The organism is Aliirhizobium smilacinae, assembly GCF_006335145.1.
GTDB lineage: Bacteria > Pseudomonadota > Alphaproteobacteria > Rhizobiales > Rhizobiaceae > Neorhizobium > Neorhizobium smilacinae.
This window is the reverse complement of the sequence record NZ_VDMN01000001.1, coordinates 774476-788481: the sequence shown is the minus strand read 5'-3', so window position 1 is coordinate 788481 and position 14006 is coordinate 774476. Positions and strand designations below refer to the sequence as shown.

Genomic DNA, 14006 nt, shown 5'->3' with positions numbered 1-14006 from the left:
CTATAGAGGCCGCTCATGTAATCATCCCTACACAGTGAACCGGTATCGGCTTGCTGCGGCGACGGTCATCGGACACGCCGCTTTTGGGATTGGCCTAGAAGAAAACAGATAAGGGGCGGGGGAGCACACTCCCGCTTCAATGGAGAATTCCCGTGAGCGAGCAGTCACTTCTTCGGCTGTCCATCGCCGTCACGGCCGCCTTGGCGGCATTCGGCATCATCGTCGGTCTTTTGTCCGGCTCCTTCGCCATCGTGTTCGACGGCTTTTATTCCCTGGCTGACGCTTTCATGACGCTTCTGGCGCTGCTGGTGTCGAAGCTCATCGCGACTTCTGCAGAGCCAACGGCGAAGGGCAAGTTGATCGATCGCTTCAGCCTTGGTTTCTGGCATCTGGAGCCGATGGTGCTCGGCCTTAACGGCACGCTTCTGATGGGAGCTGCAATTTTTGCATTCATCAGCGCCGTCGGCAGCCTGATGGCCGGCGGTCGGGCGATCGATTTCGGCCCGGCCATCATCTTTGCCGTGGTGACGATGGTCATCGCGTTCGCCATGTGGCTTTTCTGCCGGCGGGCAAACCGTGAGCTGAAATCCGGCTTCATCGCGCTCGATAGCCAGGCCTGGGCGATGTCTGCCGCGCTGGCGTCTGCACTCGTAATCGCCTTCGCTCTCGGTCACTTCATACAAGGTACCGAACTGGAATGGCTCGGGCCCTATATCGATCCCGGTGTGCTCGCCATCATATGCGTGGTGATCCTGCCGGCGCCGTTTTCCAATGTGCGCCAGGCTGTCGCCGATATCCTGCTTGTGACGCCGGTCGACCTAAAGCGGCATGTCGATGCGGTAGCGGAAGACATCGTCGAGCGTCACGGTTTCCTGTCTTATCGCGCCTATGTCGCCCGCGTCGGCCGCGGCAAGCAGATCGAACTGTTCTTCATCGCGCCGTCCGACTGGCCGGCGCGTCATCTGTCGGAATGGGATGCGATCCGCGACGAGATCGGCGATGCGATCGGTGATGAAGGCCCCGACCGCTGGCTGACGATCGTTTTCACCAGCGATCCGGAATGGGCGGATTGACAGGTTTCCTTCCGAAAGCCGTCTGATTTCGTTCGTATTTTATTAAACATGTTTCGAATTGGCACAGCCGCTGCCGCAATCCTTTCCAATCTTCATGCGTTCATGGTGCGACGATTGAAGAAGGATAACGGCGATGAACACGTTCCGGCAGAAGACGATCCTGGTTGTCGAGGATGACGCGCTGATCCGCTTTGCGATGGCCGACGCTCTCGAAGATGCGGGTTATGCGGTGCTGGAGGCCAGCAGCGTACTGGAGGCGGTCGGCAGGCTCGGCCAGTTCGAGAATATCGATCTCGTGCTCACCGATATCGATATGCCGGGATCGCTGAACGGTATCGATCTCGCCAAGATGGTGGCCGAATGCGCCCCGCGGATCGGCATTGTCGTCTCGTCTGCCCGCACCGGCCGAGATCTTTCCGAATTGCCGGCTACAGCCCGGCGACTGGCGAAACCATGCGCGGCGGGAACCCTGCTGATCACTGTCGGCAATATGTTGAAGGGCAGGGAGCAGACCGGCAAGGAACCTCGCCGCCGGTCCGCCTGATGGTATCTGGGCTCAAGGCCCGGTTTATGCCGGTTCGGTCGCCGCCGAGTTGGCAGCACGAATACGCACCTTGTCGATATTGCGCCCGTCAAGCGATACCACCTCGTAAGTGAGGCCACCGAAGGTAAACGTTTCGCCCTTTTCCGGAAGATGGCCGAGACGCCAGAGGATAAGCCCGGCCAGCGTTGAATAGCGGTCGGCATCATCGACGAGATCGCTGTCGAGAAGTCTCGATACGTGGCGGATGTCGATCCAGCCGTCGACCAGAAGCGAGCCGTCCTCGCCACGCTCCACAGTCAACTGTTCCTCGTCATCGTCGGCAAAGTCACCGGCGATGGCTTCCAGCAGGTCCGTTGCCGTGACCATGCCTTCGACCGATCCGTATTCGTCCAGCACGATCGCCACCTGCAGCGGCGACTGGCGCAACTGCTCCAGCAGTCGCAGCGCATTGACGCTTTCATGCACCACGAGAGGCTGACGCAACGACCGCTCGAAATCGATCTTGCCGGTTTCGATGAGGTCGCGCAGCAGGTCCTTGGCGAGCGCGACGCCGAGAAACTCGTCGAGGCTGCCGCGTGCGATCGGGAAACGGGAATGGCCTGATTCGAGAACCTTGCGGCGCAGCTCCTCGTCGCTGTCTCCAATATCCAGCCAGTCTATCTCGAGACGATGCGTCATCACGGATTTGGCCGGACGATCGGCAAGCGTCAAAACGCTCTCGATCATCTCATGTTCGACCGGTGTAAACAGCTCGTTTTCCGATGCGCGCTCGGCAATTACGTCGCCCGTCTCACCCAGCGAGTTTTCACCGCGACGGCTGCCAAGCAACGAGAGAACGGCGCTTGCCGTTCGCTCGCGCAGGTCGCCGGTGCTCATGAAACGCTCGCGATTGCGGCGGCCGATCTGGTTGAACGCCTCGATCAGGACCGAAAAGCCGATCGCCGCATAGAGATAGCCCTTCGGGATATGGAAACCGAGGCCTTCGACGATCAGCGAGAAACCGATCATCATCAGGAAGCCGAGGCAGAGGATGACCACGGTCGGGTGCTTGGAGACGAAGGCCATCAGCGGCTTCGAGCATATCAGCATGACGCCGACGGCGACGATGACGGCAATCATCATCACCGAAAGATGCTGCACCATGCCAACTGCGGTGATCACGCTGTCGAGCGAAAAAACGGCGTCGAGGACGACGATCTGGACCAGAACCTGCCAGAACACGGCGTGTTCGATCTTGCCTTCCTTAGGACCGGAATGACCTTCCAGGCGCTCGTGCAGTTCCATCGTGCCCTTGAACAAAAGGAACACGCCGCCGAACAGCAGGATCAGGTCGCGGCCGGAGATTTCCAGACCGGCGACTGTGAAGAGCGGTGCTGTCAGCGTCACAATCCAGGCCACGGAGGCGAGCAGGATCAGGCGCATGATGAGCGCCAGGCCGAGGCCGACAAGGCGCGCCTTTTCCCGCTGGTGCTCTGGCAGCTTGTCGGCAAGGATCGCGATGAACACGAGATTGTCGATGCCGAGAACGATTTCAAGAACAATGAGGGTGGCGAGACCCGCCCATGCGGCGGGGTCGGACATCCATTCGAATATCATGATGATAAGCGGCACACCGTTTCTGGTGGCCATTCCTTTTGTGGTTGAAAGGGAAAACAAAAAATGCCGCCCCGGAACGGGAACGGCATAAAATGGAACATATGCGCGATGGCGCGATCAGGCGTCCCCGGCTTATAGCGGGGCGCGGTCATCTCTCGACCATGAAGGTGGAACGTCCGGTCCGATGTCCTTGCCGATTTTACGCGACTCGTCAGGCCGGACAAACGCAATCGGCTGTCCATGGCGAAGGGCTATAGACGATTGCGGCCACAATTGCATCCTGACCGCATTCATTTTTTTGAGATAATGCCCACGGCAGGCTGTCTTTTGGAGAGGATATCCTGCCGTACCTTTGGGCGATCAGGCGCCCATGCCACCATCTATCGTGTGCATCGCCCCCGTAATGAAGCCACCTTCAGGGCCGGCGAGATAGGCGGCAAGCCCGGAGATTTCTTCCGGTCGGCCGTGGCGTTTCAGTGCCATGAAACCGTGCATCGTGTCCTTCATCGGGCCGTCGGCCGGGTTCATGTCGGTATCGATCGGGCCGGGCTGGATCACGTTGACGGTGATGTTGCGAGGGCCGAAATCACGGGCGAGGCCGCGGGCCATGCCCTGGACTGCCGATTTGGTCAGCGCGTAGGCGGCACCACCGGCAAACGGCATGCGGTCGCCGTTGACGGAACCGATGATGATGATCCGGCCGCCCTCCGGCATCTGTCGGGCTGCTTCCACCGAGGCGTGGTAGGGCGCCCGCACATTGATGTCGATCATCCGGTCGACCGCATCCGGGTCTGTCTCAAGCGGGTCGCCGAGAACGAGTGTCCCGGCATTGACGACCAGCACGTCCAATGCGCCGGCAGCCTTGACCGTGGCGATCGTCTGCGAGCGGTCACCCGCGTCGGATTTCACCGCCTCCGCGCCGGTCTCTGCCGCAAGCGCGTCGGCCGCATCCTTAGATCCGGCATAAGTGAACGTCACCTTGGCGCCGTCTTTCGCAAAACGGCGAACGATTGCGGCACCGATGCCGCGACTGCCGCCAAGAACCATGACCTTTTTTTCGTGGAAGTCCGTCATTGCATGTCTCCCTGTATTGAGGCTTGAGATTTAATGTAGTGAGCGTTACATAAAGATACGGACAAGCGACGTCAAGGATTTTGTAGTGAGTGATACAAAAATAACTGCCAAGCGCGGAAGGCCGCGTGCCTTTGATCGTGACGAGGCACTCGCCAAGGCACAGGTTCTGTTTCATGCGAAGGGATACGACGGCCTGAGTGTAGCAGACCTGACGCAGGCGCTTGGCATAAATCCGCCAAGTTTCTACGCGGCTTTCGGCAGCAAGCTGGCGCTTTATGACGAAGCCCTGAGGCGATACGAGAAGACCGAGGGGCTGGACGTCGATACGGCGCTTGCCCCCGGCACCCCGTTGCCGGCCGGCGTCACCAAACTTCTCCGATATGCCGCAGATGCTTACGCCTGCGATGGTCCTTGCGGCTGCATGGTGATCGAGGGTGCCAGAGGCACCGCGGACCCGGAGGCGGGCGACAGAGCCCGTGCGCGCATGGAGGCAAGCCGGGCTTATATCCGCGAAAAGATTGTTGTCCTCGACGCAAACAATGCAGACCTCGCGGCCGATTATGTGATGATGTCTTTTGCGGGCCTGTCGGCCAGCGCCCGCAACGGCATGCCGACGCAGCGATTGCGTGTCATGGCAGGCATAGCCGCCGAAGGCCTTTCCGCTTATCTGACAAGCGGCAGGTGAAACATATGACGGTGGCCGTTGGCCCAAAATAGGATTGGTGATGCAGACCTGGACGACATTCGATCTTGCGACCATCGAACCGGAAGAGGGCGCACCGGCACCTGACCGCGTGATTGAAGGTAACCCGCAATTCCGCACCTGGAATGTCGAGGAGGCCGAGGGGGGTATCTATGCCGGCGTCTGGGAAGCGACGCCCGGCAAGTGGCGGATCGTCTATGACGAGTGGGAATATTTTAACGTCCTATCCGGCCATTCGATCATCACCGAAGAAGGCGGCGAGCCCGTTCATCTTCGCGCCGGCGACCGAATGATCCTCAGACCCGGCTTCAAGGGAAGCTGGGAAGTCGTTGAAACGACTCGCAAGGACTACGTGATCCGGGTTTAGCTTGCGCGTACGGTCAGTGTCTGGGGAAAGACGTGGAAGAGGGGTGCCGATCTGTAGCCGTCCGGGCTAAACCCGCTCGGATCGAGGATAACCCGGATGCCCACATGCGAATTGTAAAACTTCTTCTGACTGTCGTCATTGCCCTATCGGTCGTCGTCGGCTTCCGCTGGTACCGTTACGTCGGCAATACCGACAGCCCCTATGACGAAGTCGGCATCGAGATCAACAGTCGCCTTCCGACGCCGGTTCGCAAATGGGGCTGCGACAAGCTGCATGTCACGTTCGGCAATGTCCTGCCGCCCTACGGCTGCCAGGCCGATGCCGATGGACGCAGCTGGCTGTAATCCAGGCAGACATGGTTGGGCGGGTTTCAATCGCCCTTCTTGCCCGCAGCCGCATAGGCTTTGGCAAATTCTTCCGAGGCGACGAAGGCAAGGGTGCGGCGAAGCTCCGCTGATTTTTCAGCCCCCAGAACCGCATCGAACCGCCTTTGCGCTTCCTGCCACTGGCCGACAAGTTCCGTCTGCCGGGCAAGGCCTTCCGGCGTCAGCCTCACGCGCTTGGCACGGCGGTCCTTTTCATCGGGCGCCAGTTCCACCAGGCCGTCCCGGATGAGCGGCTTCAACGTGTGGCCCAATGCCGACAGATCCATCACCATTGCCTGTGCCAGCATCTTTTGCGTCGGTTCATCGAGATATCTGATCTGAGTGAGCAGCGTAAATTGCGTGCCGCGAAGGTCGGTTAGGCCCATCGCATCGCCGTAAAGCTGTCCGAGCTGGCGTGAGGCCCGGCGGACCGAGCTGCTGCTGCAATTCATCCAGATACTGTTTTCGATCTTCTCCATGACATCCTTCATCTCAGCACTTGCGCTTGCCGGCAAGGCTATGGGCTGTCTGCAATCCTGCACGCGTGAACAAAATTATTCACGGCCACTTGCGCTGCGGAATTTGCTCCTCAAATATAGTGGCATATACCATTAAATTCCAGCCTTAACAAAAACAGGAGAATTGTCATGACATCCAAGCTTGGAACTGCGCTTGTAACCGGAGCCTCGTCCGGCATCGGCGCCACCTATGCCGACCGGCTTGCAAGCCGCGGTTATGATCTGATCCTCGTGGCGCGTGACGCCGAGCGCCTTGGCCAGCTGGCCGAGAAGCTGAAGACGACCTATGGTGTTGGCACCGATGTCCTGCGTGCCGACCTCAGTGAGCGGGCTGACGTTCTGAAGGTGGAGGACAGGCTCAGGCAGGACGAGGCCATCACGCTTTTCGTCAACAATGCCGGCATCGGACCGGTCACGTCACTGCTTGAAAGCGATGTCGATTATCTGGACACGATGGTTGCGCTGAACGTCACGGCCGCCAATCGGCTCGCTGTCGCGGCTGCACAGACATTTGCAAAACGCAGGGCAGGGGCGATCATCAACACGGCATCCGTCGTCGCTCTCGCCCCGCAGATGTTCAACGGCACCTACAGCGCCACCAAGGCCTTTGTCTTGAGTCTGACCGAATCTCTTGCTGCCGAACTGAATGGCAAAAATGTGCGTATCCAGGCGGTTCTGCCCGGCCTGACGCGCACCGAGATCTTTGATCGCGTCGGGCGCTCTTTCGACGATCTGGATCAGGAAAAGGTCATGGATGTAGCGGATCTGGTGGATGCGGCATTGGCCGGCTTTGATCAGGGAGAGCTCGTGACGATCCCGGCGCTTGCCGATGACGGCATCTGGAACGCCTATCTCGCCGCCCGCGGCGCACTTGGACCGCATCTGTCGCTGCGCAAGCCTGCAGCCCGATACGGTGTCGGAAGCTAACGCAGAATATAAGCCAGAAGCGGTGCGGCAAGTACATTGACGAGTCCGACCAGCACCATCACCAGACCGGCGACCGAGCCCTCCTCGGCGCCGATCTGGTTCGCCTTGGCGACGCCGACACCATGCGCGCCCATTCCGAACAGGGCGCCGCGCGCGAGTGAAGATTTAAGCGGAAGAACGCGCAGCAGGTTTTCGCCGAGTGTGGCGCCAAGCACGCCGGTCAGCACCACGAAGAGTGCGGTAAGATCCGGCACACCACCGATATTCTCCGAAATTGACATGGCGAACGGAGTACTGATCGAGCGCGGCAAAAGACTGAGGCGCAGCGTCCCGTCGATAGACAGCAGGCTCGCCAGTGCCCAGGCTGTCAAAATGGCCGTACCGCTGCCGACAACGATGCCGAAGATCAGCACCGGCCAATAGCGTCGGATCATTGCTCTCTGCTCGTAGATCGGGATTGCGAAGGCGACAGTGACCGGACCAAGAATGACCATCAGCCAGCGGGTAGCGCCGATATATTCGCTGTAAGTCGTGTGCAGCGAGAGTGCCAGCGCCGCCAAGAGAACCGGGGTCAGCACCATGGGTGACGACCAGATTGCGGGCCAGCGGCGATAGGTTCGTTTGGAGAGAAGATAGATCGCGATCGTCGCCACCGACCAGAAGGCTGTGATCAGGATCGTCTCAGGAGACGGCATGACGGTTCTCCAGACGGAGCATCAGCCGATAACCGACATCCACAGCCAGAGCCGTTACACACATGACGACCAGCGTTCCCGCGACAATGACGGCGAGCACCTTGAGCCCGACAAGGCCGAGGAATTCGGAATGGTCGAGCACCGCAAGAACCGCGGGAATGAAGAAGAGCAACATATCAGCCAGCAGGAAATATGCGCCACGCCGCATGGTCGAAAGGTGGATCGTGCCGGTTAGGAGCAGATAAAGGAGGCCGAACAGGCCAAGTACGCTGCCAGGGACAGGTATGCCGGTGCTGCGTGACACGGCCTCGCCGGCAAGCCACAGAAGCACGATCAGCGCCACCTGTGCGAGGCGGCTGCCGCGAAGGCTCTTATGCAGGAGAATGGCGGTCTTGCGCTTGGTCACGGAAGGGGTCCTATTCAACAATCCTCCCTGAGCCGTACTATAAGGTACTGTTCTCGCTAAACAATCGAACAGATCGCATATGAGCCATGTGTTTTCGATGTGGCGTACTGTCGCTCGGTGCCTGAATATTCCTCACCAGAACAGATCAAGTCGCTCCAAACCGTGGAAATGATAGACGTCTTTTACCGTCGGCTTTGCCTCAAGCCGCAGGCCCGGCAGACGGCGAAACAGGATCGGCAGCACCGTATTCAGTTCCAGCCGGGCGAGCGGTGCGCCGATGCAGAAATGGATGCCTGCGCCGAACGACAGGTTCTGTGCTTCCTTCCGCTCCGGCTTGAAGAGCAAGGGATCGGAAAACATTTTCGGATCGAGATTGGCCGCGGCGAGGATGAGGCTCACCTTGTCGCCGCGTTTCAAAGAAACGCTATCGACTTCGATGTCCTCCAGCGCCCAGCGCTGGAAGATGTGGACGGGCGCGCAGATGCGCAGCGTTTCCTCCACCGTTCGTTGTGTTGCAGCCTCGTCGCGAAATAGCGCATCCGGCGAAAGGCCGCTTTCGAGAATGACCCGAACCGAGTTGCCGATCTGATGCACCGTCGCCTCGTGACCGGCATTAAGCAGCACGATCGTCGTCGACACCAACTCGTCGTCGGTGAGGTGCTGGCCCTTATGCTCGGTGTGGATCATGTGGCTGAGCAGGTCTTCCGCCGGCGTTTTGCGGCGCTCTGTAATCAGCGTCCTGACATAGTCGGAAAATTCTCTCGCCGCCCGGTCGGCGGCATGTTCGTCCGCTGCCGAACGCTTAAACATGTACATGCCGACATAGGCGTGGCTCCATTTTAGCAACTGCGGCCCCATCTCGTCGGGAATGCCGATCATCCGCGCGATTATCGTCACCGGAATGATGTCGGCGAAGGACGAGAGCAATTCGGTCCTGCCGTCTTTCTCGAACCCGTCGATCAGCTTTTCGGCGAGATCTGCAATCTCGGGTCTGAGCTTTTCGATATGGCGGGACACGAAGGCACGGTTGACCAGCGTGCGAAGCCGCGTGTGTTCCGGCGGCTCGATCTCCAGCAGCGAATGCCGCTCCGCAAGGTCGAAATTGGCAAGATGCTTTTCCGGTTCCGGCATGCCAAGCTCCTCGCGGCTTGCCACATGCAGGATCTGCCGCCCGAAGTGCCGGTCGCGCAAAAGCGCATTCACACGGTCATAACCGGTAAAGAACCACTGCCTCTGCTCTTCCCAGTAGAAGGTGGGACAATGCTGGTGGAATACAGAATAGACCCTGTTCGGATCGCTGTAAAAAGCAGGATCACGGCCATCGAGCGAGACCTGGCGTGTCGTGGGGTCGATGCGGAGGAAGTCGGGGAGCGATGTCATTCCCGATGCGTAGCGCAAAGGCTCTGCGCTGCGCAATCGGGATAAGGCAACTCCGGTTACTGGCCGAGAGCAACGCCCTCGCGGCGGGGATCGGCGCTGCCGACAAGCCCGTTTCCTGTGATCTCGATCGCATGCAGGCCGGAGTTCATGTCGCCGGATTTCACCGCATATCCGAGCGCCTTCAGAGGCTCGGCGAATTTTTCCGCCGTCGTCCCGGCCTCGATATCGTATGTGCCGAAACGATTTATCAGATGCGGCTGGGCGACGATCTGTTCGACCGGCATGCCCCAGTCGATATAGGCGATAAGTGCCTGCGCCACATAACCGATGATCTGGCTGCCGCCCGGCGAACCGATGGCCAGCAGCGGCTTGCCGTCCTTCATCACGATCGTCGGCGCCATGGACGAGCGCGGCCGTTTGCCCGGCTCGACGCGGTTGGCGACGGCAAGCCCACCGTCATGGGTCTTGAAGGAAAAATCGGTCAGCTCGTTGTTGAGCAGAAAACCATGTGTCATCAGCCGCGAGCCGAAGCCGTTTTCGATCGTCGTCGTCATCGAGACAACGTTGCCTTCCTTATCGACGATGACGAAATGGCTGGTAGACGGCAATTCGATCGCGGCATCCCTGCCAAGCAGCATGGCGTGATCCCATTCGGGCTCGCCGGCCTTGACGGCGTCCTTCTCAAGCGCCTTGTCTCCGTCGAGAAGCTTTGCGCGCTCGCCAAGATAGGTCTTGTCGAGCAGTCCCTTGATCGGCAGCGGCTGGAAATCTGTGTCCGCGACGTAACGCTCGCGATCGACGAATGCCAGCCGCTGTGCATCGCCGATAATCCTCCAGCTTTCGACATTTTCCGGCCCAAGCGCCTTGAGATCGAAATTCTCCGTCATTCCCAACATCTGGCTGATCGCAATGCCGCCCGAAGAGGGCGGTCCCATGCCGCAGATGTCCAGTGCACGGTAAGGGAAGCAGACGGGCTTCCTTTCCTTGATATGATAGATGGCAAGGTCGGTCTGGGACAGGACGCCCGGGTTGTCGCGGGCGCCGCGTACCGTTTTGACGATGTCTTCCGCGATCGGGCCGCGATAGAAGGCATCGGCACCACCGGTGGCGATCGCCTCGATCGTTTCGGCATAATCCGCGTTTTTCAGAACATGCCCCGCCTTCAGCGGCGCGCCGGACTGATCGAAGAAATAGGTCCTAGGACCTTCATATCGCTTCAGCGCATCACCTTCAGCAGCAATCAGCGACGCAAGGCGAGGGGAGACAGCAAAACCCTCGCGAGCGAGCTTGGCGGCCGGTTTCCAGAGTGCCGGCCAGCTTTGCTTGCCGTAGCGTATCTGGACATCCTCCAGCAGCCGCACTGTACCAGGCGTGCCGACCGAACGGCCCCCGACGACGGCGTCCATGAATTTCAGCGGCTGGCCGGAATCGTCGAGAAAAAGCTTGGGCGTCGCGTCCATCGGTGCGGTTTCGCGCGCATCGAACGTCGTCAGCCGCTTGGCGGCAGCGTCGTAATAGACGAGAAAGGCGCCGCCACCGAGGCCGGAACTCTGTGGTTCGACGAGGCCAAGGACAGCCTGCACGGCCACCATGGCATCGATCGCGTTGCCGCCGCTGGCCAGAATGTCCCGGCCAGCCTGTGCGGCCAGCGGATTGGCTGCCGCGACCATGAAGTCCCGGGCTTCGACTCGGCTGGCGCTGGTCACGCCTGTCGCGAGCTCGGGTGCGATCGTGTCTGATGCCTGCTGCGCAGATGCGGACGAGATCGATAGCAGGCTGATGACCACAGCCCCATAAACTCTCTTCGCCATGTCCCACCCTCTCGTTTTCGTTTCGAAGGGAATTGGGTGATCCGGGAAAGGAAGGCAAGGGGGCGGAACGAAAAACGGAGCCGCCTCCCGACATTCGAGAAGCTTACTTGCCGATCGCCACGATCCGCCTCAGCGCTGCAACCTGTTGCGTCATGTTGGCCTGAACCGGCGTGTCAGGTGTATCGGCATGATCGATGGCGGGAACGATAGAGACATCATTCTCCGTCCCAATCGCCGTGCGGTCCCGGCCATTGGTCTTGGCGACATAGAGTGCCCGGTCTGCAGCGCTGAGTAGCGTGTCGAGATTGGCCGATCCGATTTCCGCAAGCGCGATACCGATGCTGACGGTGACAGGGATCTGATGTTCTCCGACGGTGATCGGCTGACGCTTTAACGTCGTGCGGATCGCCTCGGCGACGCTTGCGGCTTCGATCATGTTGGCGACATACATGATCGAGGCGAATTCCTCGCCCCCCATGCGTCCGAAAGATCCACGTCCGCGCTGTGCGGCCGTACCGATCTTGCCAAACGCTACGAGCACTTCGTCGCCGGCCTGGTGGCCGTAGATATCGTTGATCTGTTTGAAGCCGTCGAGGTCGAGATGGATCAGCGCCAGAAATCCGCTATCGTCGGCATGCGACCGTTTCAACTTGTGGAATTCCTCGATCAGCCCGCGCCGGTTCAAAAGCTCGGTCAGCGGATCCGTGACTGCAAGCAGTTTCAGCTTGGCTTCCTTGCGTTCGCTGATGAGTTTGCTGCCGCTCATGATGGCCGCAATGAAGCAAAGGGCGGCAACCAGAAGCAGCAGGAAGGAATTGTTGCCGGAGGCAAACGACTGTGGCTGGCTGATCAGCGCAAAGACTGCAACGATGATACTCGACAAGACCTGGATGCCGACACATGTTGCGAAGACGCGGCGGGTCTGCGAGCGGCCGTTTTCCCCCCATAAAACGGTGGCGATCAACATCAAATATCCGACGGAAGCTGCGCCATGAAAGAGGGCGACGCGATAGCTGAAATTGGTCCGCACCGGCTCCAGCAGCATGCCGGCGACGAAGATCAGCGACGGTATGGCGACAAGCGGCTCTACGCGCCGATTATCGAACTGCATCATTCCGGCGACCCAAAGGCCGATGCCGCCGAGCGCCATGACATTGGCGATCTCGATCGAGACGAAATCCGGCAATGTGCCACGCAGCGCCACCATGCCGATGCCGAGGCCGTGAAAAATAAAACCTGTTCCCCAGGTGAAGTAAAACGGTTGGCGCTCGTAAAACCAGCGCGTCCACAAAAGAACACCGATCGTGCTGGCCTCTGCGGCCCAGATCATGAAACCCGTAACAATATCCAACGCAATACCCCTTGCCGAACCCAGGCACGTCGCGTGTATAAGGCCGAAAGTTTAAGGTGAAGTTTGCGCCAAACGACCTTTCAGGGCGCTATATCTGGCTTGAGGCTTTGTTTGGTGCGTGATTTACCACCGCTTTACCTTGGCGGCGAAAAAGATGGTGGTTATTGCCGGACCATCATTGAGCCCGGAGCGTTTATTCGCGACAGCGCGCATGCGGTCAGGCTTGTGCATCTAAAGCGAGTTAAGGATATCGGGCTCTCCGTCTTGAAGTACCGGGCATTGACACTCTATGTAGGGGTTGACCCATTCCAATGATTCCGGGGCGCCACGTTGCCTTCGGCAAGGCATTTGACAAAGGACGGACATGAAAAATCCAGTTGATACCGCAATGGCCCTGGTGCCTATGGTCGTCGAACAGACCAATCGCGGTGAGCGCTCTTACGACATCTATTCGCGCCTGTTGAAGGAGCGCATCATTTTCCTGACCGGCCCGGTGGAAGATCACATGGCGTCGCTCGTCTGCGCCCAGCTGCTTTTCCTCGAGGCTGAAAATCCGAAGAAGGAAATCGCGCTTTACATCAATTCGCCGGGTGGCGTCGTCACCGCCGGCATGGCGATCTACGACACGATGCAGTTCATCAAGCCTGCCGTTTCGACGCTATGCATCGGTCAGGCTGCCTCCATGGGCTCGCTGCTTCTGTGCGCCGGTGAAAAGGGCATGCGGTTTGCAACGCCAAATGCCCGCATCATGGTGCATCAGCCGTCCGGCGGTTTCCAGGGCCAGGCCTCGGATATCGAGCGCCATGCGCGCGACATCCTGAAGATGAAGCGCCGCCTGAACGAAGTCTACGTCAAGCATACCGGCCGCACGCTCGAGGAAGTTGAAAAGACCCTCGACCGTGACCACTTCATGACGTCCGACGAAGCCCAGGAATGGGGTGTCATCGACAAGATCCTGACCACGCGTCAGGAGCTTGAAGGCGGCTCGGAAGGCTGATCGCAGTGTAGCCTTTCGGTGACTGTCACCCCGTTGTGAGCAAAAAGGGGTTTCAAGTCGCTGGGAAAGCGCTATTAGTAACTATTAATGCTGTGTTGAACTTTTATGACATAGCATGCGTTTCAGAGGGTTTCGTTGCCGCCGGACCAGTATATGGACCGGTAGAGTACCCCAGAAGCAGGGCAGGCACGTGAAGCCC

At 59.3% G+C, this 14006-nt stretch carries 15 protein-coding genes; 7 read left to right on the top strand and 8 right to left on the bottom strand.

Annotated elements, in window-relative coordinates; translation table 11 throughout:
- The first annotated feature begins 152 nt into the window (after positions 1-152).
- Both FHP24_RS03785 and FHP24_RS03780 read left to right on the top strand, forming a co-directional pair.
- The gene (locus FHP24_RS03785) at positions 153-1073 is read left to right on the top strand and encodes a cation diffusion facilitator family transporter (RefSeq protein ID WP_139673061.1); all 921 of its coding nucleotides are present in this window, start codon (positions 153-155) and stop codon (positions 1071-1073) included.
- 133 nt (positions 1074-1206) lie between these two features.
- A complete protein-coding gene (locus FHP24_RS03780) occupies positions 1207-1617 on the top strand; it encodes a response regulator (protein ID WP_139673058.1) in 411 nt (136 codons plus the stop codon).
- 24 nt (positions 1618-1641) lie between these two features.
- On the opposite strand, the gene FHP24_RS03775 is transcribed toward FHP24_RS03780, so the two are convergent.
- A complete protein-coding gene (locus FHP24_RS03775) occupies positions 1642-3213 on the bottom strand; it encodes a TerC family protein (protein ID WP_139676105.1) in 1572 nt (523 codons plus the stop codon).
- Positions 3214-3573: 360 nt separating this feature from the next.
- Positions 3574-4287 (bottom strand): SDR family oxidoreductase, encoded by a 714-nt coding sequence (gene bdcA / locus FHP24_RS03770; protein ID WP_139673055.1) that lies wholly within the window; start codon positions 4285-4287, stop codon positions 3574-3576.
- 85 nt (positions 4288-4372) lie between these two features.
- Between bdcA and FHP24_RS03765 the strand changes: the two genes are divergently transcribed.
- The 3 genes from FHP24_RS03765 to FHP24_RS03755 all read left to right on the top strand — a co-directional run bounded on the left by FHP24_RS03765 (position 4373) and on the right by FHP24_RS03755 (position 5701).
- Complete coding sequence (locus FHP24_RS03765) at positions 4373-4972, top strand: TetR/AcrR family transcriptional regulator (protein WP_210237804.1); 600 nt, start codon at positions 4373-4375, stop codon at positions 4970-4972.
- 40 nt (positions 4973-5012) lie between these two features.
- The gene (locus FHP24_RS03760; protein ID WP_139673052.1) at positions 5013-5357 is read left to right on the top strand and encodes a cupin domain-containing protein; all 345 of its coding nucleotides are present in this window, start codon (positions 5013-5015) and stop codon (positions 5355-5357) included.
- Positions 5358-5461: 104 nt separating this feature from the next.
- Positions 5462-5701, top strand: coding sequence for a hypothetical protein (locus tag FHP24_RS03755; protein ID WP_139673050.1), 240 nt, complete (start codon positions 5462-5464; stop codon positions 5699-5701).
- A gap of 26 nt (positions 5702-5727) precedes the next feature.
- Here the strand turns inward: FHP24_RS03755 and FHP24_RS03750 are convergent, their stop codons facing one another.
- Complete coding sequence (locus FHP24_RS03750) at positions 5728-6201, bottom strand: MarR family winged helix-turn-helix transcriptional regulator (protein ID WP_180355880.1); 474 nt, start codon at positions 6199-6201, stop codon at positions 5728-5730.
- A 168-nt stretch (positions 6202-6369) separates the two neighbouring features.
- On the opposite strand from FHP24_RS03750, the gene FHP24_RS03745 reads away from it, so the two are divergent.
- Positions 6370-7167 (top strand): SDR family NAD(P)-dependent oxidoreductase, encoded by a 798-nt coding sequence (locus FHP24_RS03745; RefSeq protein ID WP_139673044.1) that lies wholly within the window; start codon positions 6370-6372, stop codon positions 7165-7167.
- On the opposite strand, the gene FHP24_RS03740 is transcribed toward FHP24_RS03745, so the two are convergent.
- The 5 genes from FHP24_RS03740 to FHP24_RS03720 form a co-directional block, all read right to left on the bottom strand.
- A complete protein-coding gene (locus FHP24_RS03740) occupies positions 7164-7862 on the bottom strand; it encodes an LrgB family protein (protein WP_139673041.1) in 699 nt (232 codons plus the stop codon). The two genes, FHP24_RS03745 and FHP24_RS03740, sit on opposite strands and share 4 nt — an antisense overlap.
- Positions 7849-8268, bottom strand: a complete 420-nt coding sequence (locus FHP24_RS03735) for a CidA/LrgA family protein (protein WP_139673039.1) — start codon at positions 8266-8268, stop codon at positions 7849-7851. The genes FHP24_RS03740 and FHP24_RS03735 overlap by 14 nt, the downstream gene beginning before the upstream one ends.
- A gap of 132 nt (positions 8269-8400) precedes the next feature.
- Positions 8401-9648, bottom strand: a complete 1248-nt coding sequence (locus FHP24_RS03730; protein ID WP_139673035.1) for a cytochrome P450 — start codon at positions 9646-9648, stop codon at positions 8401-8403.
- 56 nt (positions 9649-9704) lie between these two features.
- The gene (gene ggt / locus FHP24_RS03725; RefSeq protein WP_139673032.1) at positions 9705-11459 is read right to left on the bottom strand and encodes a gamma-glutamyltransferase; all 1755 of its coding nucleotides are present in this window, start codon (positions 11457-11459) and stop codon (positions 9705-9707) included.
- Between the two features lie 103 nt (positions 11460-11562).
- Positions 11563-12810 carry a GGDEF domain-containing protein gene (locus FHP24_RS03720; protein ID WP_139673029.1) on the bottom strand — a complete coding sequence of 416 codons (1248 nt, stop codon included), beginning with the start codon at positions 12808-12810 and terminating at the stop codon, positions 11563-11565.
- Positions 12811-13174: 364 nt separating this feature from the next.
- On the opposite strand from FHP24_RS03720, the gene clpP reads away from it, so the two are divergent.
- The gene (gene clpP, locus FHP24_RS03715; protein ID WP_139673026.1) at positions 13175-13807 is read left to right on the top strand and encodes an ATP-dependent Clp endopeptidase proteolytic subunit ClpP; all 633 of its coding nucleotides are present in this window, start codon (positions 13175-13177) and stop codon (positions 13805-13807) included.
- The last annotated feature ends 199 nt before the right edge of the window (positions 13808-14006 follow it).

Excerpts from the sequence above, each read along its gene's own strand:
- FHP24_RS03740 (WP_139673041.1), bottom strand. The coding sequence starts at position 7,862 with ATGCCGTCTCCTGAGACGATCCTGATCACAGCCTTCTGGTCGGTGGCG.
- FHP24_RS03760 (WP_139673052.1), top strand. The coding sequence starts at position 5,013 with ATGCAGACCTGGACGACATTCGATCTTGCGACCATCGAACCGGAAGAG.
- FHP24_RS03755 (WP_139673050.1), top strand. The coding sequence starts at position 5,462 with ATGCGAATTGTAAAACTTCTTCTGACTGTCGTCATTGCCCTATCGGTC.
- bdcA (WP_139673055.1), bottom strand. The coding sequence starts at position 4,287 with ATGACGGACTTCCACGAAAAAAAGGTCATGGTTCTTGGCGGCAGTCGC.
- FHP24_RS03730 (WP_139673035.1), bottom strand. The coding sequence starts at position 9,648 with ATGACATCGCTCCCCGACTTCCTCCGCATCGACCCCACGACACGCCAG.
- FHP24_RS03780 (WP_139673058.1), top strand. The coding sequence starts at position 1,207 with ATGAACACGTTCCGGCAGAAGACGATCCTGGTTGTCGAGGATGACGCG.
- FHP24_RS03750 (WP_180355880.1), bottom strand. The coding sequence starts at position 6,201 with ATGGAGAAGATCGAAAACAGTATCTGGATGAATTGCAGCAGCAGCTCG.
- FHP24_RS03775 (WP_139676105.1), bottom strand. The coding sequence starts at position 3,213 with ATGATATTCGAATGGATGTCCGACCCCGCCGCATGGGCGGGTCTCGCC.
- FHP24_RS03745 (WP_139673044.1), top strand. The coding sequence starts at position 6,370 with ATGACATCCAAGCTTGGAACTGCGCTTGTAACCGGAGCCTCGTCCGGC.
- clpP (WP_139673026.1), top strand. The coding sequence starts at position 13,175 with ATGAAAAATCCAGTTGATACCGCAATGGCCCTGGTGCCTATGGTCGTC.
- ggt (WP_139673032.1), bottom strand. The coding sequence starts at position 11,459 with ATGGCGAAGAGAGTTTATGGGGCTGTGGTCATCAGCCTGCTATCGATC.